Origin of the sequence: Pseudomonas sp. Sample_16 (genome assembly GCF_004307665.1) — a bacterium.
Lineage (GTDB): Bacteria > Pseudomonadota > Gammaproteobacteria > Pseudomonadales > Pseudomonadaceae > Aquipseudomonas.
Genome location: NZ_RCOB01000087.1, coordinates 1 through 22,593 on the forward strand (window position 1 = coordinate 1; position 22,593 = coordinate 22,593).

Annotated in this window: 21 protein-coding genes; 10 read left to right on the top strand and 11 right to left on the bottom strand. The window is 59.4% G+C overall.

Annotated features, from left to right (window positions below; translation table 11 throughout):
- The 4 genes from D8U69_RS12495 to D8U69_RS12510 all read left to right on the top strand — a co-directional run.
- Positions 1-277, top strand: a 277-nt coding sequence (locus D8U69_RS12495; RefSeq protein ID WP_241668655.1) for a substrate-binding domain-containing protein, incomplete at its 5' end; no start/stop codon positions are given.
- Between the two features lie 14 nt (positions 278-291).
- Complete coding sequence (locus D8U69_RS12500; RefSeq protein ID WP_056853100.1) at positions 292-1,095, top strand: alpha/beta hydrolase; 804 nt, start codon at positions 292-294, stop codon at positions 1,093-1,095.
- Positions 1,096-1,098: 3 nt separating this feature from the next.
- Positions 1,099-1,656: a peptidylprolyl isomerase gene (locus D8U69_RS12505; RefSeq protein ID WP_056853101.1), complete on the top strand. Its 558-nt coding sequence runs from the start codon at positions 1,099-1,101 to the stop codon at positions 1,654-1,656.
- Positions 1,657-1,748: 92 nt separating this feature from the next.
- Entirely contained in the window at positions 1,749-3,581 is a 1,833-nt protein-coding gene (locus D8U69_RS12510) for an ABC transporter ATP-binding protein (protein WP_130907409.1), read from the top strand.
- A gap of 140 nt (positions 3,582-3,721) precedes the next feature.
- On the opposite strand, the gene D8U69_RS12520 is transcribed toward D8U69_RS12510, so the two are convergent.
- Positions 3,722-4,846 (bottom strand): GNAT family N-acetyltransferase, encoded by a 1,125-nt coding sequence (locus D8U69_RS12520; protein ID WP_056853103.1) that lies wholly within the window; start codon positions 4,844-4,846, stop codon positions 3,722-3,724.
- 282 nt (positions 4,847-5,128) lie between these two features.
- Between D8U69_RS12520 and D8U69_RS12525 the strand changes: the two genes are divergently transcribed.
- On the top strand, positions 5,129-6,445 hold the full coding sequence (locus D8U69_RS12525; protein WP_056853104.1) for a putative porin: 1,317 nt from the start codon (positions 5,129-5,131) through the stop codon (positions 6,443-6,445).
- A gap of 136 nt (positions 6,446-6,581) precedes the next feature.
- Here the strand turns inward: D8U69_RS12525 and D8U69_RS12530 are convergent, their stop codons facing one another.
- The 10 genes from D8U69_RS12530 to D8U69_RS12575 all read right to left on the bottom strand — a co-directional run bounded on the left by D8U69_RS12530 (position 6,582) and on the right by D8U69_RS12575 (position 15,175).
- Entirely contained in the window at positions 6,582-7,634 is a 1,053-nt protein-coding gene (locus D8U69_RS12530; protein ID WP_130904799.1) for an AI-2E family transporter, read from the bottom strand.
- 67 nt (positions 7,635-7,701) lie between these two features.
- Positions 7,702-8,508, bottom strand: coding sequence for a DUF4892 domain-containing protein (locus D8U69_RS12535; protein ID WP_130907410.1), 807 nt, complete (start codon positions 8,506-8,508; stop codon positions 7,702-7,704).
- An 8-nt stretch (positions 8,509-8,516) separates the two neighbouring features.
- Positions 8,517-9,176 carry a glutathione S-transferase N-terminal domain-containing protein gene (locus D8U69_RS12540; protein ID WP_056853107.1) on the bottom strand — a complete coding sequence of 220 codons (660 nt, stop codon included), beginning with the start codon at positions 9,174-9,176 and terminating at the stop codon, positions 8,517-8,519.
- 50 nt (positions 9,177-9,226) lie between these two features.
- The gene (locus D8U69_RS12545) at positions 9,227-10,081 is read right to left on the bottom strand and encodes an alpha/beta hydrolase (protein WP_056853108.1); all 855 of its coding nucleotides are present in this window, start codon (positions 10,079-10,081) and stop codon (positions 9,227-9,229) included.
- On the bottom strand, positions 10,078-10,884 hold the full coding sequence (locus D8U69_RS12550) for an alpha/beta hydrolase (RefSeq protein WP_056853109.1): 807 nt from the start codon (positions 10,882-10,884) through the stop codon (positions 10,078-10,080). Before D8U69_RS12550 ends, D8U69_RS12545 begins: the two co-directional genes overlap by 4 nt.
- 113 nt (positions 10,885-10,997) lie before the next feature.
- The gene (locus D8U69_RS12555; RefSeq protein ID WP_056853110.1) at positions 10,998-11,441 is read right to left on the bottom strand and encodes a hotdog fold thioesterase; all 444 of its coding nucleotides are present in this window, start codon (positions 11,439-11,441) and stop codon (positions 10,998-11,000) included.
- Between the two features lie 31 nt (positions 11,442-11,472).
- Positions 11,473-13,128 (bottom strand): AMP-binding protein, encoded by a 1,656-nt coding sequence (locus D8U69_RS12560; protein ID WP_130907411.1) that lies wholly within the window; start codon positions 13,126-13,128, stop codon positions 11,473-11,475.
- 191 nt (positions 13,129-13,319) lie between these two features.
- The gene (sixA, locus tag D8U69_RS12565; RefSeq protein ID WP_130907412.1) at positions 13,320-13,775 is read right to left on the bottom strand and encodes a phosphohistidine phosphatase SixA; all 456 of its coding nucleotides are present in this window, start codon (positions 13,773-13,775) and stop codon (positions 13,320-13,322) included.
- On the bottom strand, positions 13,772-14,119 hold the full coding sequence (locus D8U69_RS12570; RefSeq protein ID WP_056853113.1) for a DUF4389 domain-containing protein: 348 nt from the start codon (positions 14,117-14,119) through the stop codon (positions 13,772-13,774). Before D8U69_RS12570 ends, sixA begins: the two co-directional genes overlap by 4 nt.
- Before the next feature lie 30 nt (positions 14,120-14,149).
- The gene (locus D8U69_RS12575) at positions 14,150-15,175 is read right to left on the bottom strand and encodes an NAD(P)H-dependent glycerol-3-phosphate dehydrogenase (RefSeq protein ID WP_130904803.1); all 1,026 of its coding nucleotides are present in this window, start codon (positions 15,173-15,175) and stop codon (positions 14,150-14,152) included.
- A 196-nt stretch (positions 15,176-15,371) separates the two neighbouring features.
- On the opposite strand from D8U69_RS12575, the gene D8U69_RS12580 reads away from it, so the two are divergent.
- From D8U69_RS12580 to fabB, 5 genes are all read left to right on the top strand, one after another.
- Positions 15,372-17,495 carry a TonB-dependent receptor gene (locus D8U69_RS12580; RefSeq protein ID WP_130907413.1) on the top strand — a complete coding sequence of 708 codons (2,124 nt, stop codon included), beginning with the start codon at positions 15,372-15,374 and terminating at the stop codon, positions 17,493-17,495.
- Position 17,496: 1 nt separating this feature from the next.
- On the top strand, positions 17,497-18,429 hold the full coding sequence (locus D8U69_RS12585; RefSeq protein WP_130907414.1) for an ABC transporter substrate binding protein: 933 nt from the start codon (positions 17,497-17,499) through the stop codon (positions 18,427-18,429).
- Positions 18,426-20,327 (top strand): ATP-binding protein, encoded by a 1,902-nt coding sequence (locus D8U69_RS12590; protein ID WP_056853117.1) that lies wholly within the window; start codon positions 18,426-18,428, stop codon positions 20,325-20,327. The genes D8U69_RS12585 and D8U69_RS12590 overlap by 4 nt, the downstream gene beginning before the upstream one ends.
- A gap of 247 nt (positions 20,328-20,574) precedes the next feature.
- A complete protein-coding gene (gene fabA, locus D8U69_RS12595; RefSeq protein ID WP_003227150.1) occupies positions 20,575-21,090 on the top strand; it encodes a 3-hydroxyacyl-[acyl-carrier-protein] dehydratase FabA in 516 nt (171 codons plus the stop codon).
- An 11-nt stretch (positions 21,091-21,101) separates the two neighbouring features.
- Entirely contained in the window at positions 21,102-22,322 is a 1,221-nt protein-coding gene (gene fabB / locus D8U69_RS12600; protein WP_130907415.1) for a beta-ketoacyl-ACP synthase I, read from the top strand.
- The last annotated feature ends 271 nt before the right edge of the window (positions 22,323-22,593 follow it).

The following is a 22,593-nucleotide window of genomic DNA, read 5'->3' on the forward strand; positions in this document are numbered from 1 at the left end:
GCGCTGGACGGTCGGCAGCCTGGCCACCGCCGCGACATTCGTCGGCAGCGGCCTGGGGTTCGCCTGGTTGCCCAGGCACATGATCGAACGAGAACTCAAGGAAGGCACGCTCAAGCTGCTACCTTTGGATCAGGGCGGCAGCCGTAACCCGAGCTTCTATCTGTATTCGAACAAAGACAAACCCCTCGGGCCAGCCACACAGATTCTCGTCGAATTGCTGCGCACCTTCGACACTGCACCACTGGACGCACCGTTCGCCGCCCCCGAACAAGCCTGACACGGAGTGTATGCATGGCCTATTTCGAACATGAAGGATGCAACCTGCACTATGAGGAATATGGTCACGGCACGCCGTTGCTGCTGGTCCACGGGCTGGGTTCCAGCACGCTGGACTGGGAAAAACAGATACCCGCGCTGGCTGCACGCTATCGGGTGATCGTCCCGGATGTACGCGGCCACGGTCGCTCCGACAAACCCCGCGAGCGTTACAGCATTGCCGGCTTCAGCGCCGACCTGATCGCGCTGATGGAGCATCTGAAGCTGGGTCCGACACATTATGTCGGACTTTCCATGGGGGGCATGATCGGCTTTCAACTCGGGGTCGATCAGCCACAACTGCTTAAAAGCCTGTGCATCGTCAACAGCGCGCCGGAGGTCAAATTACGCAGCCGTGACGACTATTGGCAATGGTTCAAACGCTGGAGCCTGATGCGCGTGCTCAGTCTGCGCACCATCGGCAAGGCCTTGGGCGGCAAGCTGTTCCCCAAACCCGAGCAGGCAGATTTACGACAAAAGATGGCTGAGCGCTGGGCAAAAAACGACAAACATGCTTATCTCGCCAGCTTCGATGCCATTGTCGGTTGGGGTGTTCAGGAACGCTTGTCGAAGGTGTCCTGTCCAACCCTCATCATTAGCGCCGACCGTGACTACACTCCGGTCGCGTTGAAGGAAAACTACGTAAAACTGTTGCCTGATGCGCGGCTGGCAGTGATCGCCGATTCGCGTCATGCCACTCCGATGGATCAACCCGAACGCTTCAACCAGACACTGCTCGAATTTCTCACCGCAGTCGACACCACCAATCAGGATCTCTGACCCATGCTGAAAAAAATCGTCCTCGCCGCTGGTTCCGTTCTGTTTGCCGCCAACCTTATGGCCGCAACGCCTGCCAAGGCGCCGCATGTTCTGCTGGAAACCACCAACGGCCAGATCGAAATCGAACTGGACCCGGTCAAGGCTCCGATCAGTACCAAGAACTTTCTTGAGTACGTTGACAGCGGCTTCTACAACAACACGATTTTCCACCGTGTGATTCCGGGCTTCATGGTCCAGGGCGGCGGTTTCACCCAGCAAATGCAACAAAAAGAAACCAAGGCGCCGATCAAGAACGAGCACAACAACGGCCTGGTCAACGTGCGTGGCACCTTGTCCATGGCCCGTACCTCGGTGCCGGACTCTGCCACCAGCCAGTTCTTCATCAACGTCAAGGACAACGACTTCCTCGACCAGGGCGACGGCTACGCGGTGTTCGGCAAAGTCGTCAAAGGCATGGATGTGGTCGACATCATCGTCAACTCGCCTACCACCGTTCGCAGCGGCATGAAAGACGTACCGGCAGATCCGGTGTTCATCAAGTCGGCCAAGCGCATCGACTGAAACCAAGCTGGACAAGGATGTCCGAGCGGTTGCCGGCTCTGTCGGCAACGCTCAATCCGTTCAAAGGAGAGCCCGTTAACGGGTAAACACCGATGCTTTATCGCCGTTTTGAAAAACTGATCGACATCTTCCGCGACGCCCCTTCGGCCGCTCCGCCGGATCGCGTCCTGCCCTTCTATACCTATTACCTCAAACAGGTCTGGCCAAGTTTCGTCGCCCTGTTGATCGTCGGCCTGTTCGGCGCGCTGATCGAAGTCGCGCTGTTCAGCTATCTGAGCCGCATCATCGACCTGGCCCAAGGCACACCCAACGCTGACTTTTTCAAGGTACACGGCCTTGAACTGGCCTGGATGGTGGTGGTGGCGCTCGTCCTGCGGCCGATTTTCGTCGGCCTGCATGATCTGCTGGTGCACCAGACCTTGAGCCCGAGCATGACCAGCCTGATTCGCTGGCAAAACCACAGCTATGTGCTCAAGCAGAGCCTGAATTTTTTCCAGAATGACTTCGCCGGCCGTATCGCCCAGCGCATCATGCAAACCGGCAACTCCTTGCGCGATTCAGCGGTACAAGCGGTGGACGCCCTGTGGCATGTGCTGATCTACGCGATCAGCTCGCTGGTGCTGTTTGCCGAAGCCGACTGGCGCCTGATGATCCCGCTGCTGACGTGGATCGTGGCGTTCATCAGTGCACTGTATTACTTCGTACCGCGAGTCAAGGAACGCTCGGTGGTGTCCTCCGATGCGCGCTCCAAACTGATGGGGCGGATCGTCGACGGCTACACCAACATCACCACCCTGAAGCTGTTTGCCCATACCAACTTCGAACAGCAATACGCTCGCGAAGCGATCAAGGAACAAACCGAAAAGGCCCAACTGGCCGGCCGCGTCGTCACCAGTATGGACGTGGTGATCACCAGCATGAACGGCCTGTTGATCGTCGGCACCACCGGCCTGGCCCTGTGGCTTTGGACGCAGTCGCTGATCAGCGTGGGCGCCATCGCCCTGGCCACCGGGCTGGTGATCCGCATCGTCAACATGTCCGGCTGGATCATGTGGGTGGTCACCGGCATCTTCGAAAACATCGGCATGGTTCAGGACGGCCTGCAGAGCATCTCGCAACCGGTCAGCGTCACCGACCGAGACCAGGCCAAACCCCTGGCCGTGGCCCGTGGCGAAGTGCGTTTCGAAGACGTGGATTTCCACTACGGCAAACAGAGCGGGATCATCGGCGGGCTCAACCTGACGATCAAACCCGGCGAGAAGATCGGCCTGATCGGTCCGTCCGGTGCCGGCAAATCAACGCTGGTCAACCTGCTGCTGCGTCTCTATGACGTGGAAGGCGGGAAGATTCTCATCGATGGCCAGAACATCGCCGATGTCAGTCAGGAAAGCCTGCGTGAACGCATCGGCATGATCACCCAGGACACGTCGTTACTGCACCGTTCGATCCGCGACAATCTGCTTTACGGAAAACCCGACGCCACCGATAGCGAACTCTGGGAAGCTGTGCACAAGGCACGGGCCGATGGTTTTATCCCAATGCTTTCGGACGCTGAAGGCCGTGTCGGTTTCGATGCCCACGTCGGTGAACGCGGTGTGAAACTCTCCGGTGGCCAGCGTCAGCGCATCGCCATCGCTCGCGTGCTGCTCAAGGACGCGCCGATTCTGATCATGGACGAAGCCACATCGGCACTGGACTCGGAAGTCGAAGCGGCAATCCAGGAAAGCCTCGAGACCCTGATGCAGGGCAAAACCGTCATTGCCATCGCGCACCGGCTCTCGACCATTGCCCGCATGGACCGCCTGGTGGTGCTGGAAAACGGCAAGATTGCCGAAACCGGCAGCCATGCCGAATTGCTGGCATTGGGTGGGTTGTATGCGCGGCTGTGGCAGCATCAGACGGGTGGGTTTGTCGGGATCGATTAACTTCAGATCACCCTGACCCCTGTGGGAGCGACGGTGCGACGATTCGACTTGCCCGCGATGACGGATTCACATTCAACATTGATGTTGACTGATATTCCGCTATCGCTGGCGAGCCAGCTCCCACAAAGACTCCTTGCCAATTACGCCTGCCGGTAAGGCAAGGCTGTCCGCGCTTCTTCGGCATACGCCAACACCCCCAGCCGCTCCTGTTGCAGAAAGTCTTTAACCGCCGCTTTCAGGCCTGGATGGCGCAGGTAATGCCAGGAATGGGTAATCACCGGTTCGAACCCGCGAATCAATTTGTGCTCGCCTTGAGCACCCGCATCGAAGCGTTGAAAGCCGTTGGCGATTGCGTAGTCCATGCCCTGATAGAAACAGGTCTCGAAATGCAGGCGATCGAACTCTGCCAGGCATCCCCAATAACGGCCGTAAAAACTGTCGCCCCCCACCAGGCTGAAAGCCATGGCTACCGGCCGTGAACCTTGTTTGGCAAAAACGACGCGGATCGATTGCGGCATGCGTTCGGCCAACAGGCTGAAAAACGCTCGCGTCAGGTAGGGCCGTTGCCGACGCACTGCGTAGGTGTTGGCGTAGCAGGCGTAGACAAAATCCCACTGCACCTGACTCAACTCACGACCTTCGAGCCACTCGAAATCGAAACCCTGCCCCGCCACCTGTTCCCGCTCTTTACGCATCTGTTTGCGCTTGCGTGAACTCAGTACATCGAGAAAATCCTGGAAGTCCCGGTAGCCGCGGTTTTGCCAGTGATACTGGCAGCCGACACGTTGCAGCCAGCCCGGCTGCTCGGCCAGCGCGGCGTCAGTGAACGGGTCTGTGAAATTGATGTGGGCGCTCAAGAGTTGTTCGATCTCCAGATAACCCGGCAGGCTTTTCAGCAATTCGGAACCATCCTCCACTGTGGCCGCCAACAAACGCGGCCCGCTGACTGGACTGAAAGGCACTGCGGTCAAAAGCTTCGGGTAGTAATCGATGCCCGCGCGTTCGCAGGCATCGGCCCAGGCGTGATCGAACACGTACTCGCCGTAGGAATGCCACTTGCGGTAGCTGGGCAATGCGGCGATCAGTCGATCACCTTCGGTGTGCAGCAAATGCTCGGGTTGCCAACCGGAGTGAGGTCCGACGCTGCCGCTGTCCTCCAATGCGCTCAGGAACGCGTGAGACAAAAATGGTTGTGTCTCGGGTACCAACGCATCCCATGTTTGCGCAGTGATTTCAGACAGACTTTGCAGGCGCTGCAACGGCATTACACATCTCTCTCATCGATGGCATGAAGCTTTGCGAGTATCGCCCATCGCCATCCGTTGCACACGATCAATTCGACGACAGCGCTCTAAATCAAGAGTTCGCGACGACTCGGCATCGTCATCGACATGCCATCACATTGCCACTTCCTTGTAATAAACCATCGCGATACTGGCGCCTGTTTTTAGAGCGTCGGGTTCTAACCCGGCCACTGTTTTCCGTCCATCAATGGTCGGTTGTGCCCTGGATGGCTCAGCCATCCACTCTCATCTTCGGAGATTGATATGCGTCTTGCTTCCACGAAAACTGCGGCAGCCCTGTGTGGCGGTCTGTTGCTGGCCATGAGTGTTCCGGCCAGCGCCGCAGTCGACGCCAAACTGCTCGACATGCTCAAGGCAAACGGTTCGATTACCAACGCGCAGTACAGTGAACTGCAAGCCGAGCTGGCCCGGGATCAGAAAGAACAGCAAATCGCCCGCCAGGCTCAACAGGAGACTAACGAGCAGATCGCAGCGACCGCGAAGAAAACCAACGAACTGAGCACCTTCGACCAGAAACTGGCGTGGGCTGCCAAGACCCAGTTCAAGGGCGATGTGCGTTTCCGCCAGGAAAACGTGCACAACGATGGCGTGTCGAACAACAAAGACCAGGATCGTCAGCGCATTCGTGCCCGCCTGGGTGCCTATACCGAAATCAACCCGCAAGTCGACACCGGTATCCGAATCGCCACCGGCAACAACGACGACGCGCGTTCTACCAACCAGAGCCTGGACAACTACTTCGACAAGAAGCAGATCTGGCTGGATCAGGGTTACGTCGACTACCACCCCGACGCGATCAAGAACCTGCACCTGGTGGGCGGCAAGATGCCACAACAATGGGTCAGCATGGGCGACGTGATTTGGGATAGCGACATCAGCCCGGAAGGCCTGTCGGTGTCGTACAAGTACCCGCTGAGCGGCAGTACCGAGCTGTTCGGTAGCGCCGGTCACTACACCCTCAAGGACAACGTCGATGGCGACGGCGTGCAGTTCAAACACGACCTGCGCCTGTACGCGGGCCAGTTGGGTGCACGCTTCGGCATCACCGACAACCTTAAGCTGACCCTGGGTGGCAGCGTCTACGGCTACGACAACGACGACGACATCATCCCCGGCGGTACCTCGATCCCGGCCGCATTGGCCATCAACGGCAACAGCCCGAACGAACAATTCAAGCTGTTCGAAGGTTTCGGTCAGCTCGACATCGGCGGCCTGCCAATGCCGCTCTCGCTGTACGGCCAGTACGTCAACAACGACGATGCCAGCAACGATCAGGATACCGCCTGGCTGGCCGGTCTGAAGACCAAGGTCTACGGTTTCGCCATCGACTACAACTACCGCGACGTGCAGCGTAACGCTGTGGTTGGCGCGTTCACTGACTCCGACTTCGCCAACGGCTTCACCGGTTCGCGCGGCAGCAAGTTGAAAGTGAGCTACGAGCTGGACAAGAACTTCAACCTCGGCGCGACGTACTTCATGGCCAACTCTGACTACACCAACGCCACGCTCAAAGACTCCGACATCAACACCCTGCAACTGGATGCTGAAGCGAAGTTCTGATTCACCCCGCTACACGACTCGGGCAGGGAAGCCCGAGTCGCGCTTTACAGCCTGGCGTTGGCCCGACGGTCCCCATCATCCGTGCGCCGGACCAACGCGAGTCTGTTTTACCGACCTTGCAGCCTGCCGTGTGCAATCAACGACGATCTCCTACCCGCGAATGGCTTTTGCTCCAGTCGTTCAACAAGCTGTACGCCACTGCCAGCAACGTCGGACCGATGAACAGCCCGATGAAGCCAAACGCAATCAACCCGCCAAACACGCCCAGCAGCACAATCACCAGCGGCAGGTTTCCGCCGCGGCTGATCAGGTACGGTTTGAGCACGTTGTCCACGCCACTGATGATGAAGGTGCCCCAGATGCCGAGGAATATTGCCATCCCGTAGTCACCTCTCCATGCCAGCCAGGCGGTGGCTGGAATCCACACCAGCGGTGGCCCCATGGGAATCAGGCTAAGCATGAACGTTACGATGCCGAGCACCAAAGCCCCCGGCACACCGGCAATCAGGAAGCCGACCAGCGCCAGGACGGCCTGGGCCGCTGCCGTACCGATCACGCCGTTCACTACCCGCTGCACCGTGCCCGCCACCAATTCGATGTAGTACCCGGCCCGTTTACCGATCAGGCGCTCCAGCAAGCCATGGACAAACGCCGCCAGCCGCGGACCGTCGCGATAGAAAAAGAACACGAAAACAATGCTCAAAGTCAGTTCGAGAATGCCGCCACCAATCTGCGCACTGCGCGCCAGCAGCCAGTTACCGACCTGACCGAAGTAGGGTTTGAGCGACACCATCATGGCCGCGCCCTGCTGATCGACACTGTTCCAGATTCCCAGCAGTCGCTCACCCACCAGCGGAATGCTGCCCAGCCAGTCCGGCGCTTGCGGCAGACCATCGACCTGCACATCCTTGATGAACGCCGTGGCGTCGCGCACATGGTCCGCCAGGTTGAAGCCCAGCCAGACCAGAGGCGCTGCCACCAGCACCATCCAGCCCACGGTCAACAGCGCCGCCGCCAGGGATTCGCGACCATTTAGCCAACGGGTCAGCAAGCGCATCAGTGGCCAACTGGCAAACGCCAGCACCGCCCCCCAGAACAACGCTGACCAGAACGGTGCCATCACCCAAAAGCTCGCGCCAAACAGCACCAGGAGCAGGATCTGCACCAACAGCCGATCATTATTGATCATCTAAAGTCTCAAAAAATCAGTTCGAAAGAGTTGGCGAACGCGTTACGCGCGTTCGCCGGGTTAAAGCCTAGCGCAATAGCTGGATGTGCATGCCAGAGCCTTCGACGCTGCCGGTTTCCAGCCGTGCCGCACGCACGCCCTGAGCGATCAGCGCCTGCCGCCAGGCTTCGGCAGCAGGCCCGGAAACACTGACCCGCAACGTCGTGTCCAGGTTCAGACCACGGGAAATCAAACGCAGCCAGGTGTCATCCGGTGCATCCGTGAGTTTGGGAAAGTCGAGTTCGCCGGTGCTTTTGAGTTCACGCAGCAAGGTCGCCGAGGTCGGCAGCAAATCGCCCAGCGGCGCAGCGGCATCGAACTGCTCGACGTGCAGGTAGGCTTTGCGATTGCCACGGGTGATGCTGTAGAGCGCCACCAGTGTGTTGTCTTTCGGAGCAGCCAGGCGCAACAGCAGGTACGCCTGCTCATTGTCGGCGCCATAGAGCTTGGCGTTGCCGAAGACTTCGTTGGCCCACAGGCTGCTTTCGCCGCAATCACGGGCCTGGCACCAGAACAGCAACTGGGCGTCCTGTTTCTGCAAGGCTTCGCGGGCGGCCGTGAATGCTTCGGTGGATGAATGCTCCGGTGGCAGCTCGTAGGTCACTGACGTGGCATTGCCACGGGCGCTGACCTGGCCATCGAAGCGCAGCTGGCCGCTGATCTTGCGGATCGAACCCAGTGGGTAAATTCGCTCGATGTCGACCGGAACGCGATAGTCGACGATCTGCGCATCGGCCATGCGCGGCACGATCGGCAAATCCTGACTGCCAGGCACATCAGCGGCAAACAACACGGGACTGAAACTGCACAGTGCCAACAGACTGAGGGAACGCATCGATAGACTCATCGGATCAGCATGGCCTGGGCACCCTTGATGACACTCGCTTCATCGGCGCGCTGTGGCACCAGCAAGCCACGTTGCACCGCAGGACGCGCCTCCATGGTCGCCATCCAGCGTTGCAACGCCGTCAAACCTTCCACCGAGACACCGGACCACTCGTAGCCACGTACCCAGGGAAAAGTCGCGATATCGGCGATGCTGTAGTCGCCGGCAAGGAACTCGACGGCTTGCAGGCGCGTATCGAGGACTTCGTAGAGGCGACGGGTTTCGTGCTGATAGCGATCGATTGCACCCTGCAGCTTTTCCGGGAAATAACGGAAAAACACGTTGGCCTGGCCCTGCATCGGGCCGATGCCGCCCATCTGGAACATCAGCCATTGCAATACCACCGAACGCCCCTTGGGGTCGGCTGGCAAAAGCTTGCCGGTCATTTCAGCGAGGTAAATCAGGATGGCACCGGATTCAAACACGGCAAAATCGCCGTTGGCGCGATCGACGATCGCCGGAATACGCCCATTGGGGTTGATCTTGAGGAAGTCCGCGGACTTCTGTTCCTTTTTGTCGAAACTCAGGGCATGCACCTTATAGGGCAGGCCGAGTTCCTCGAGCACGATAGAGACCTTGTGGCCATTCGGGGTCGCAGCGGTGTACAGATCTATCATGGTTGTCTCCCATTTCAACCCGCCCAGCCTCGACAGTTGCCTGGTGCAAGTCAAGGAATGGCGAAGAACCGATTGAAACAGTCTGCGACAAGGTCGGCACCGGACTCGTCGTTCAAGTGCAAATGGTGGCCACCAGGCAGCTGTTCACGGCTAAAGGGTAGACGCTCCAGCAATTCTGGATGTTTGGCGAGCATGCCGTCGGCGGCCACCACCAGTTTTGCCGGACAACTCACCCGCTTGACGAATGCCATTGCCTGTTCGGTCGTAAGACGCAGCGGCGATGGCAGCGTGAGGCGGTTATCGGTGCGCCAGGTGTAACCGCCCGGCACCGGCATCAAGCCACGTTGCGCCAGCAGTTCGGCGGCTTCGCGACTGACCGCCACCAACCCTTTCATTCGAGCCTCGACGGCTCGATCGAGGGTGTCGTAGACCGGTTTGCGTTTTTCTTGCAAATCCAGCTGCGCTTGCAGGGCCATGCCCATGCGTTCGGCCGCATTTTCGCCCTTGTCGGTAGGCGGAATGACGCCATCGATCAAGGCCAGATGAGTGACGCGCTCCGGCAAAGACCCGGCGATGATCAAGGACGCGATCGCCCCCATCGAGTGGCCCAACAGGGCAAAGCGCTTGAGGCCCATTTGTTCGGCGACTTGCAGCACATCGTGGGCATAGTCCCACATGGCGTACCCCGCGCCCGGCGGGCGATGCCCGGAATGGCCGTGCCCTGCCATGTCCAGTGCAATGATGCGCAGACCTTTAAGCTTCGGCGCCAGTCGGGCGAAGCTGTTGGCGTTGTCGAGCCAGCCGTGCAAGGCAATCACCGGCAATCCGTCTTCCGGGCCGAACAGATGCGCCGCCAGCTCGATGTGCGGCAGGCTCAGGCGGACTTCTTCAACGACGTGACTCATGCGCAATCCTGTGGGCGGCGTCCTTCCCATTTGCTGAACAGGTTTTTCAGCAACAGGGCGGTGTCTTGCGGACGCTCGAGGGGAAACATGTGGCCACCAGGCATGGTCAGGGACTCTCCCAAAGGCATGCGCCCGACCGAACTGGCGTGGTGGCGCATCACCACCCGGCTGCTGCGCCCGCGCACCACCGCCAGCGGCACTTTCAATTGTCGCGTGCGGCCGGGGCTGGTGTGGGGTACGCCACGGTAGATACTGATTTCCGTGGCCGGGTCGAAGCGCAGGCGCAGCTTGTCACCGACCTTGTGCAAGCCGTGTTGCAGATAGGCGTCGAAACATTCCGGATCGAAGCTGCGAAACAGGGTTTTGCCGGCGAAATAGCGGCGGGCACTGTCGAGATCGGCGAACTCTTCCCGCCGCCCCAGGGTACGACCCGCCGGGGTCAGGCGATCGATGAAACCCAAACGCTTGGCCGCACGGATCACCCATTGATCGGTCCGGGTCAGCACAGGGGAATCAAGCATCACCACGCCGCGATAGAGATGAGGACAGCGCAACGCAGCGTGCTGGTGCAGTACGCCACCAAATGAATGGCCGACGCCCCAAACCGGTTCCGGCTGCTGCTCCAGGTGATGAATCAACTCATCCACCAGGTTGTACCAGTTGTCGTCCGCCGGAAAGCGCGGGTCATGGGCGTGCTGCTCCAGATGCGTCACCTGATACTCGGGCGCCAGCGCCGCGAACAGTTTGCCGTAGGTGCCCGAAGGAAACCCGTTGGCGTGGGCGAAAAATATCTGTTGCGACATACCGGCAAATCCATGAGCGAAAACAGGTGTTGATTGTCCGTAAGACCACGTACTACAGCAATGACCGTAACTGACAGGAATGATGACAGTCCGGTCAAAGCTATGGACTGCTCTCAACGTGCCGGCGGATTCTCGCCCAACGGCACCACCGCCATGGTCAAGCGCGACACGCAACTGGCCTTGCCCTCATCACTGGTCAGGCGGATGTCCCAGACATGGGTCGTGCGCCCGATGTGAATCGGCTTGGCCACCGCTGTCACTCGCCCGCTTCGCAGGCCGCGCAAATGGTTGGCGTTGATTTCCAGGCCCACGCAGTAAAACTTGCTGGCGTCGATGCACAGGTAACTGGCCATGGAGCCGACGGTTTCAGCCAGCACCACCGAAGCGCCGCCGTGCAGCAAGCCATAAGGCTGGTGGGTGCGGTGGTCGATGACCATGCTCGCGGTCAGCGACTCTTCATCAAAGGCTTCGAAGCGGATGTCCAACACTTCGCCAATAGTGTTCTTCTGGATTGCATTCAACTGTTCGATGTTGGGGGTGGTGCGCCACAAACTCATCGCTGGATTCCTTGTTGGTTTTGTTCGTGACTCAATCCTGCCACAGCACCGCTTCGCTGCGCTCGCTCCATTCTTCGAATTGCCCACCGTAAGCCGCTTCGATGACGTTGCGCTTGATCTTCAAGGTCGGCGTGAGGAAGCCGTTTTCCACGGCCCAGCTGTCCTTGACCACCACCAGACGCCGCAGACGTTCGTGCTTGTCGAGTGCGGCATTGACCTCCTCGAGCAGTTTTTCCAGGCTTGAATGCAACCCCGCGCGCGCCTCCTGTTGCCCGACGGCCGAGAGTACGCATAGCCCCAACGGCGCACTCAAGCCATCGCCGACCACGCAAACCTGTTCGATGCGCGAATGCACCGCCAGGCGATTTTCAATCGGTGCCGGTGCCACGTATTTGCCTTTGCTGGTCTTGAAGATTTCCTTCAAACGCCCAGTCAGGCGCAAGTTGCCTTCGGCGTCCTCTTCGCCTTTGTCGCCGGTCCGCAGGAAACCGTCCTCGGTGATGGTTTCAGCGGTTTTCTGCGGTTCCTTGAAATAGCCGAGCATGGTCGCGCCGCTGCGCACCAGCACTTCGCCCGATTCCTCAATGCGCACTTCCACCTCGGGGCATGGCTTGCCGATCCAGCCGGGTTTGTTCTGGCCCGGCAGGCATATGTGCGAGTAACCACAGCTTTCGGTCATGCCGTAGACCTCCAGCACGTCCAGGCCCAATTTGCGGTACCACAGCAACAAGGTCTGTGGCACCGGCGCGGCACCGGACAAGGCCACGCGCAACGCATCAAGCCCCAACCCGGCGAGCACCTTGTGCCCAACCCGCTTGCCGATAAACGGCAAGCCGAGCAAAAAATCGAGGCGTTTTGCCGGGATCTTGCTGTACACGCCCATCTGGAATTTGGTCCAGATCCGCGGTACGCCAAACAGCGCCGTCGGTCGCGCACGTTTCAGGTCGGTGAGAAAAGTATCGAGACTCTCGGCAAAAAAAACGGTTTGCCCGGTATAGATCGAGGCGAGTTCGACGAACATCCGTTCGGCCACATGGCACAACGGCAAATAGGACAACAGTCGGTCCGACTCGTTGAGGCCGAATAACGACGTGCCACGTGTGGTCGCAAACCCAAGGTTACCGAAACTGTGCATCACGCCCTTCGGCATGCCGGTGGTGCCGGAGGTGTAGATGATCGTCGCGAGTTGATCGGCGGCAGGCTTGGGATCGTCCTGGATCGGTGAGCTGCGTTGCAGATCGGCCCAGCTGAAATCGAAGGTGCCAGGCGGATGCAGCGGCAGGCTGATCGTCACCAAGTCCGGGCTCACCCCTCGGGACATACCGGGCCAGTCGTCGAGTTTGCCAATAAAGGCCAGGACCGCTTCAGAATGCTCCAGCACCTGGGCCACGGATTCGGCCGTCAGGTTCGGGTACAACGGCACCGAGACATGGCCTGCCATCCAGATCGCCAGGTCGGCAATGATCCAGTGGGCGCAGTTTTTCGAAATCAGGGCGATATGGCTGCCTTGTGGCAACTCCCGCGCTCGCAACCAATGTGCTGCACAGCGGGCCTGATGGCCGACGTCGGCCCAGGTCAGGGTCTCGACTTGCCCACCGCCAACGGGCTGCACCAAAAAGCGCTGGCGCGGATGACGGGCTTCACGCTCGTAGAAAACGTCCAGCGGCAAACGAAAAGCAGCAGACATGCGACTCGCTCCTGTTTTTTTGTTCTGGAGCAAGCGTAGTCAACCAAGCAAGTGCTTGGTTAGCTATTTTGTACGATTTTTTTCAAGCCCTCTCTGCCTGTAGAAGCGAGGCTTGCCCGCGAAGGGAGCCTCTGAATTGCCGAAAGCTTCGCGGGCAAGCCTCGCTCCTGCATAAGAAAAATCAAAGACGGCTATGGGTGCTTGACGCTGTTGAGCCTCATCGAGCCGACCAGCAGTTCACTGCCTTCGAGTTCCGCCAGCCCGGCAGTGCTGATCCGCTCCGGTGGGTGTCCGGCACCGTGTTGCAAATAGCTCAGCAAATTGCCCACCAACGGGTTGTGACTGACCAGCAGTACGTCACTCACCGCAACCATTTGCTCGGCCACTTTGTCCGGATCAGTGTCCGGTGTCAGCCAATCGACAGTGCGAATTTCCGGTTCGAAACCCAACGCTTCGCGCACCAACTGCGCTGTTTGCTGTGCGCGCAGGTAGGGGCTGGCGTAGATCGCGGTCAGCGGCTGGCCGATCAGCAGTGCCGCACTGCGCAATATTTCTTCACGACCGTGGTCCGTCAGTTCCCGCTCCGAATCGTGGGGGCGGGAGCCGTGTGGTACGGCTTCACCATGACGCAATACCCAGAGTTTCATAGCTTGGGTTCCTCATCTCGGGCCGGATGCGGCGCTGGCGCCACGACGTGCGGCGCTTCACCTTCCGGCGTACGCGGCGTCGGCCAATCGGCGAACGGCCAAGGCTTCTGGTCGCTGTGAAAACTGCCGAACCGACCGATCTGAGCCAGGAACTGGCTCAGACTGTCGCCGAAGTTCATCAAACTGGCGCTCGGGGCGCCGTAAATCAAACGATAGATCAACTGCACCAGCACCACGGCACCCAGGATGAATTGCGCCACTTGCCAGACCAGCACAAAAACCACCATCCACAACACCCGCAGCAGGATGGATTCGTACTTGGCTTCTACTTTCTGATCGTTCATGTCTCACTCCGTTCCGGTTAAGGGGTGGGCTCAGTTGAAACCGCTGGTGGAAATAAAGTCGACATCGGTTTTGGGTTCACCACGCATCAACAGCGCGATCACCTGTTCCAGCGTGCGCCCTTCGAACAAAATCGCATGCAGCCCGGCGACCAGCGGCATATAAACGCCCACCTCCTGGGACTTGGCCTTGAGCACCTTGAGGGTGTTCACGCCTTCGGCCACTTCACCCAGGCGATTGACCGCCTCTTCCAGGCTCAAGCCCTGACCGAGGGCAAAACCGACCTGATAGTTGCGGCTTTTCGGCGAGGAGCAGGTCACGATCAAATCGCCCACGCCCGCCAGGCCGAGGAAAGTCATCGGGTTGGCGCCCTGATTGACCGCAAAGCGGGTCATTTCCGCCAACGCCCGGGTGATCAGCATGCTCTTGGTGTTTTCGCCCATCTCCAGTGCCACGGCCATGCCGGCAATGATTGCGTAGACGTTTTTCAACGCGCCGCCCAGTTCCACGCCGAATCGATCCGCACTGGCGTACACACGGAAGGTGCGGCCATGCAGCACGGCCTGAACCCGCTCGCAGAGTTCCTCGTCTTCACTGGCAACCACCGTGGCGGTCAGCGCATGTTCGGCGATTTCGCGGGCCAGGTTCGGCCCGGATAACACGCCGATGCGTGCTTGCGGGGCAATCTCTTCGAGAATCTGGCTCATCAATTTGAACGTATGAGCCTCGATGCCTTTGGTCAGGCTCACCAGCATCTTGCCGCGCAGACGCTCGGCGTGCGGTGCCAGCACCGAGCGCAACGCGCCGGATGGCAGCGCAACGAAACTCAGATCGCAGGCTTCAAGGGTGGCTTGCAGATCGGTGACCGGCGTCACGCCGGGCAGAATCTTGATGCCCTTGAGATAACGCGGGTTCTCACGATTGACCCGAATGGCTTCGGCCTGTTCAGGGTCACGCATCCACTGCAGGACCTGGTGACCGTTTTCGGCCAGCAGGTTTGCCACGGCGGTACCAAAACTTCCGCCTCCCAGGACCGCAATCGGGCGCTGTTCAGTCATATGTAATCCGTTAATCCATACCAGTGGCGATGTCGGCATTATACGGAGCGCCCCAGTGTCGGCCAGCCCCTGTGTCAATTACCGGCGCAAGTTGAAAGTTGCAGGATAAAACCCCAGGAAAATGCTGACATCGTGACTGGAAAAGTCATCGGCCTCGGTTAACATGCGCGCCATCAATTGCTGACAAGGATGTGTTGTGTCACTGGGTTCTCCTTCACCTCGCTCGCCGTTGGTGCTGGCGCTGGTCTTCAGCTCGCCATTGCTGGCAGACGACTTGTTCCTCGATAGCGAACCGTTGCCGCAGGTGCTGACGGCCACGCGCCTTAAACAGTCGCCAGCGGCCGTTCCGGGAAGCATGACCGTGATCGACAGTGCGCTGATCAATGCCACGGGTGCCCGGGACATCAGTGAAGTGCTGCGATTGGTGCCCGGAATGATGGTCGGCAACATCAGCGGCAACCAGGCGACGGTGAATTATCACGGCACCAGCGCCAGCGAAGCGCGGCGCATGCAGGTATTGATCGACGGTCGCTCGGTGTACCGCGCCGGCCTGGCTACGGTGGACTGGAGCGACATTCCGGTGGCCATGGAGGATATCGAGCGCATCGAAGTTTTCCGCGGCCCGAACACCGTCAGCTATGGCGCCAATGCGCTGATGGCGGTGGTCAATATCATCACGCGCAACCCGGCCGACAGCCATGGCACGCGGATGAAAGTCACTCGTGGCCAACGCGGCATCAACGATTTTTACGCCAGCCAGGGCGTGGGTTGGAATGACGGAGATCTACGCCTGTCGTTTTCCGGCCAGCAGGACGACGGCTTCGACACCGACCGCAACGGCGCCGATTATCGCGACAGCCGCCGTTTGAATCGCTTCAATCTGGCCGTCAGCCAAGCGCTCGACGAACGCCAAAGCATCGATTGGCAATTGAACGCCAAAGAAGGCAGTAATCAGCGGCCGTATACCTACCGTCCAGTGTTTTCGGGGATTACCCGTGCCGGCGACAATTCTGACGTCACCGCCAAGGATTACGCCGGCTCGTTGCGTTGGAACCTCGATATCAATCCCGACCACAGTCTGTATGTCCAGGGCTCAGCCCAGCATTGGGATCGCCAGCAAACCTGGCGCGCGTGCGATGCCGAGATCTCGTTCAGTCCGCAACTGACCGAACTCTGGCAGCTCAACCCAAACTACACCGAACGCCTGGCACGCAATATCGAACGTTTTACCGGCCCCGGCGCCCCTCCCGGCGAGGCCACCGAGCAAGCATTGGCCAATCAGGCGCTCGATCAATGGCGAAATGGTGCCCGGCAGACCGTTTGCGGCGACATCGATCAAAGCACCCGGGAGACCCGCTACGATCTGGAACTGCAGGACACCCTGAGTCTGTCCGATAGTCTGCGACTGGTCAGCGGCTTGAACTATCGTTACGACCGGGCAGATTCCGAGACTTACTTCAATGGCACCCTCGATGACACCACGTGGCGGGCATTCGGCCAACTCGAGTGGCGCGCCAGCGAACACTGGCTGCTGCAAGGCGGCGCGATGTTCGAAGATACGCAGTTGATCGGCAACTCACTGACGCCGCGGGTGGCGGTCAATTACCTGATCAACCCGCGCCATGGCTTGCGGGCGGTGTACTCCGAAGCCATCCGTTCGCCGGACATGTTCGAAAACAGCGTCAACTGGAGTTACCGCGTCACCAACCTGCAACCGACGGCCTATGGCCAGTCCAGCGCCCGTTACTTCGTCAAGACCCGCGGCCCCGGCAATCTCGACCAGGAACATATGCGCTCTCGCGAACTGGGTTATAACGGATACTTCGCCGGACAGAGGCTCGCTCTTGACGTAAAGCTGTTCCATGACGAAATCACCGGCATGATCAGCGAACCGCTGCGCAACAATCAGTTCATCGCCAGTAACGCCAACACCGCGCGATTTTCCGGAGCGGAAACCCAGCTCGACTGGCGTGTCGACGACGCTGACCGTTTGCGCTTTACCTACGCCTACGTCGATGTCGACGCGAGCAATCCTCAGGACGCACAACAGACGGCTCGCAATAGCGGTTCCGCCGGCTGGATGCGCGACTGGGGCAAAGGCTGGAACAGCGCGCTTTTCTACTACGGTGACGACGCCTTGAACGGCTACCGCTTCGAACGAATCGACACGCGCATCGCCAAACGTATCCGTCTGGGCAAAGCCAGCCTGGAATTGGCTGGCGTGCTCCAGCACCGCCTCGATCATCAACCGACCACCTTCATTGACAATAATTATGACGAGCGCCAAGTGATGTACTTCAGCGCGGAGCTGGCACTTTAAGATGGCTTATTGTCCGCCCCGCCAGACGCCAGGCCTGGGCCATCTGCTGGCCATGCTGTGCCTGGTGGTCAGTGGCTGGCTCGGCAGCCTTTCGGCCAACGCCGCGGACATTCTGTTGACCGGGGCAGAAGACAGCTCCGGGGTGCAATCCTTCGTTCAGGCCCTGCGCGAGTTGCGACCTGCCGATAACGTGCGTTTCCAGCCGTTGGCCACTTTGCCGGCACCGGGCAAACTGCCGGTGGACATCCGTTTGATCCTGCTCGATTTGCCGAGCCTCGACTGGCGCCTGCAGGACAGCCAAGGCCCGCCGACCCTGGTGTTGCGTATCAGCCGTCTGCAAGCCCGGCAACACTTGGGTGACGCGGTGCCTGCACAGCTGAGTCTGCTCTGGAGCGATCCACCTGCGGACCGCCAGATGCGCCTGATTCAAATCCTGTTGCCCCAAGTGAAACGCATTGGCGTGCTGTATGACAGTCACAGCGAGTTCCTCTTGAAAGAACTGCGCCAGGCCGCCCGGCCACTGGGGCTTGAGGTGGTCAGCGAGCGCTGGGACAACACCCAGGACAGTCGCCCCTTGCAAACGCTGCTCAACAAAAGCGACGTATTGCTCGGCCTCGATGACCCTGATCTGTACAACTCGAAAACCGCGAAAAACCTGTTGCTCAGCAGCTATGCCCGACAATTGGCGCTGATCGGCCCCAACGCCGGATTCGTCAAGGCTGGAAGCCTGGCCAGCAGTTACAGCGATCAAAACGATTGGCTGGCGATGCTTGATCAATTGCTCGACCAGCCACCCGCCGCTTGGCCGCGCACGTATTACCCGCACCGTTTCAAAGTCTCAAGTAACCCGCAGGTGGCTCGTTCACTAGGTATTGAGCAGATCAATGAATCTTCTGTTGCAACCCTGCTGGCCGAAGGAGAACGCCGCCCATGACCTTCCGTCGCCGTTGGGACATCAATACCCGCACCCAGATCATCAGCCTCGGCCCTGCCCTGCTGTTGACCTTGCTGTTGATCAGTTTCTTCACGTTCGTGCGGATCCAGGACCTGCGTCAGGAGCTCAACCACACCGGCCAACTCATCGCCAACCAGCTCGCTCCGGCCACGGAATACGGGGTAATTTCCGGCAACAACGAAGTGCTGGAAAGTCTGCTCAAAGCCACACTCGCCACGCCCAACGTGCGTTTTCTGGAGGTCCAGGACAGCGCCAACCGGATCCTCGTGTACGTCGAGCAGCCGTCGGCAAGCCACAATCGACCGCATCAGGTCGAAGTATTCCAGGCGCCCGTGCGATTGCAACGGGTGCCGCTGCACAACGATTTTTTCCAGAACAGCAAGGTCGCCACCACCGCTCCTGTCGAGGATTATCTGGGTCGGGTGATCGTCGGCCTGTCCAATGATGCGTTCAGTCAGCGCCAGCAGGAAATCCTGCTCAAGGCCGCCATTCTGGCACTGTTCGCCCTGCTGTTTACTTTCCTGCTGGCCCGACGCCTGGCCGCAAGCCTGTCGCAACCGATCCGTGATATCGGCAACGCAGTCAAGGCGATTCAGGAAGGCGACTACAAGACTCCGCTGCCGATCGTCGACGACACTGAACTGGGCGCGTTGTCGCAACACATCAACAATCTCGCCAGCGGTCTCGAACAGGCCAGCCGCGAACAGCAGCAAGCCATGGAGCAATTGATCCAGACCCGCGAAGAAGCGGAAAAGGCCAACAACGCCAAGTCCGACTTCCTGGCCATGATGAGCCACGAATTGCGTACGCCGATGAATGGCGTGCTGGGCATGCTGCAATTGCTGGAAACCACCGAGATGACCGAGGAACAGGTCGAGTACGCGGCACTGGCCTCGGAGTCCACCGAACATTTGCTCAAGGTCATCAACGACATTCTCGATTTCTCGCGTATCGAACGCTCGGAACTGGAGCTGGAGCATATCCCGTTCAACCTGGCCGACCTGATCAGCGCCTGCGCCCAATCCTTCCAGCACAGCGCTGCGCAACGCGGGCTCGAGCTGCAGTTGCAGATTCCTCAGGACATGCGCGCATTGCAGGTACGAGGCGATCCGACGCGGATCCGGCAGATTCTGGTGAACCTGGTCGGCAACGCGTTGAAGTTTACCGAGCAGGGCCGCGTAACCATCGAACCGCAGTGGCAATCACTGGATCATGAATTGCTGTGGTTTACCTGCAGCGTGCGCGATAGCGGAATCGGCATTCCGGCCGACAGTCTGGAATTGATGTTCAACGCATTCCAACAGGCCGACAGCTCAATTTCCAGACGCTACGGCGGGACCGGCCTGGGTCTGCCGATTGCCCGCACGCTTGCGGAGCGCATGGGCGGGACTTTGCGTGCCCAGAGCGAAGAAGGTCGTGGTTCGGTGTTCACCCTCGAGATCCCGCTGGCACTCTGTCAACAATCATTACCGGCGCTGACCTCACGCATGCCTGCGGGCGATGGCGACGGTGAGGGCCGCAATGTCCTGCTGGTAGAAGACAACCCGGTCAATCAAACCGTCATCGAAGCAATGTTGCGCAGTCTGGGCTTTACTGTCAGCGTCGCTGCCGATGGCGCGCAGGCGGTGCGCAGTGCCGAAAGTCTGATTTTCGAAGCGATCCTGATGGACTGCCGCCTGCCGATCATCGACGGTTATGAAGCCACCCGACAGATTCGCCAGTTACCCGGCTGCACCGACTTGCCGATAATCGCCTTGACGGCTAATGCCTTGCAGGGCGACCGCGAAGCCTGCTTGTCGGCGGGGATGAACGATTACCTGGCCAAGCCATTCAAACGTAATGATCTACAGCAAATTCTGCAGCGCTGGGTGCGGTAGTACAGGCCTTTCGACCATCTGTGACTGGCGTCAAAGGCGAAAGTGCGGCAGTCTTAGACACCCGAACAGGCCCATAAAGGGGCTTGAATAAAAATTTCAGTGCACAAGTGTACATTCATGTCCTTGGTGCTGTGACTTTCACCACAACGCAATAGTCTATGAGTAGGCTGCCGGTTCGAGGCATGAATGCTTCGGACGGTCGGGAAGATTTGCCCCACCTGCCGCATGGGACTATTGAGGAGCTCGCATGACCAAACAAAACGCCTTTACCCGGGAAGATCTGCTGCGCTGCAGTCGCGGTGAGCTGTTCGGCCCAGGTAACGCGCAACTGCCCGCCCCGAACATGCTGATGGTTGATCGCATCACGCTGATCAGCGAAGAGGGTGGCAAGTACGGCAAAGGTGAATTGGTCGCCGAGCTGGATATCAATCCGGACCTGTGGTTCTTCGCTTGCCACTTCGAAGGTGATCCGGTGATGCCGGGCTGCCTGGGCCTCGATGCCATGTGGCAACTGGTCGGCTTCTTCCTCGGCTGGCAAGGCCTGCCGGGCCGCGGTCGTGCGCTGGGTTCGGGCGAAGTGAAATTCTTCGGCCAGGTCCTGCCGACCGCCAAGAAAGTCACCTATAACATCCATATCAAACGCGTCCTCAAGGGCAAGCTGAACCTGGCCATCGCCGACGGTTCGGTCACTGTCGACGGTCGCGAAATCTACACCGCCGAAGGCCTCCGGGTCGGCGTGTTCACCTCCACTGACAACTTCTAAGGGTTATTCGCATGCGCCGCGTCGTTATCACTGGTCTGGGCATTGTTTCGTGCCTGGGCAATGACAAAGAGACCGTCTCCGCTAACCTGCGTGCAAGCCGCCCTGGCATCCGGTTCAACCCGGAATATGCTGAAATGGGTCTGCGTAGCCAGGTTTCCGGCTCCATTGACCTCAATCTCGAAGAACTGATCGATCGCAAGATCTATCGTTTCGTCGGCCACGCGGCAGCTTATGCCTACCTGGCCATGAAAGACGCCATTACTGACTCCGGCCTGACCGAAGAGCAAGTGTCCAACCCGCGTACCGGCCTGATCGCCGGTTCCGGTGGTGCCTCCACGCTGAACCAGATGGAAGCGCTGGACATCCTGCGCGAGAAAGGCGTCAAGCGCGTCGGCCCGTACCGCGTAACGCGGACCATGAGCAGCACCGTTTCCGCTTGCCTGGCCACTCCGTTCAAGATCAAGGGCCTGAACTATTCCATCGCTTCTGCCTGCGCCACCAGTGCGCACTGCATCGGCACCGCCATGGAACAGATCCAGATGGGCAAGCAGGACATCGTTTTCGCCGGCGGCGGTGAAGAAGAACACTGGAGCCAATCGTTCCTGTTCGACGCCATGGGCGCACTGTCCAGCCAGTACAACGAAACCCCGGAAAAAGCTTCCCGTGCCTACGACGCCAAGCGTGACGGTTTCGTCATCGCCGGCGGTGGCGGCATGGTCGTGGTCGAAGAGCTGGAACACGCTCTGGCTCGCGGCGCGAAGATCTACGCGGAAATCGTTGGCTACGGCGCGACTTCCGACGGCTATGACATGGTCGCCCCAAGCGGCGAAGGTGCGATTCGCTGCATGCAGCAGGCACTGTCCACCGTCGACACCCCGATCGACTACCTGAACACCCACGGCACCTCGACTCCGGTCGGCGACGTCGCGGAAATGAAAGGTGTGCGTGAAGTGTTCGGTGACAAGGCTCCGGCCATCAGCTCCACCAAGAGCCTGTCGGGCCACTCCCTGGGCGCCGCCGGCGTTCACGAAGCGATCTACTGCATGCTGATGATGGAAGGCAATTTCATTGCCGGCTCCGCCAACATCGACGAGCTGGACCCTGAAGTGGCCGACCTGCCGGTGCTGACCAAGACCCGCGAGAACGCCACCATCAACACTGTGATGAGCAACAGTTTCGGTTTCGGTGGCACCAACGCCACGCTGGTACTGAAGCGCTGGGAAGGCAAGTAATTCCTCGCTGAGCCACACATGAAAACGCCCCGACTGGTTCGGGGCGTTTTTTTTTGCCTTTTGAATTCACCAGGCTGACATATTACCTGTGGGAGCTGGCTTGCCAGCGATGACGTCGGCACAGCAAACATCAGCATCGGCTGACACACCGCTATCGCTGGCAAGCCAGCTCCCACAGGATGAAATGTGTCGATGGAAGATGAAGCTTTTGTCATGCAACCAAACGCCCTGCGACTGAATGTCGCGGTTTCCGTGGGCTGCAGGACTGTTT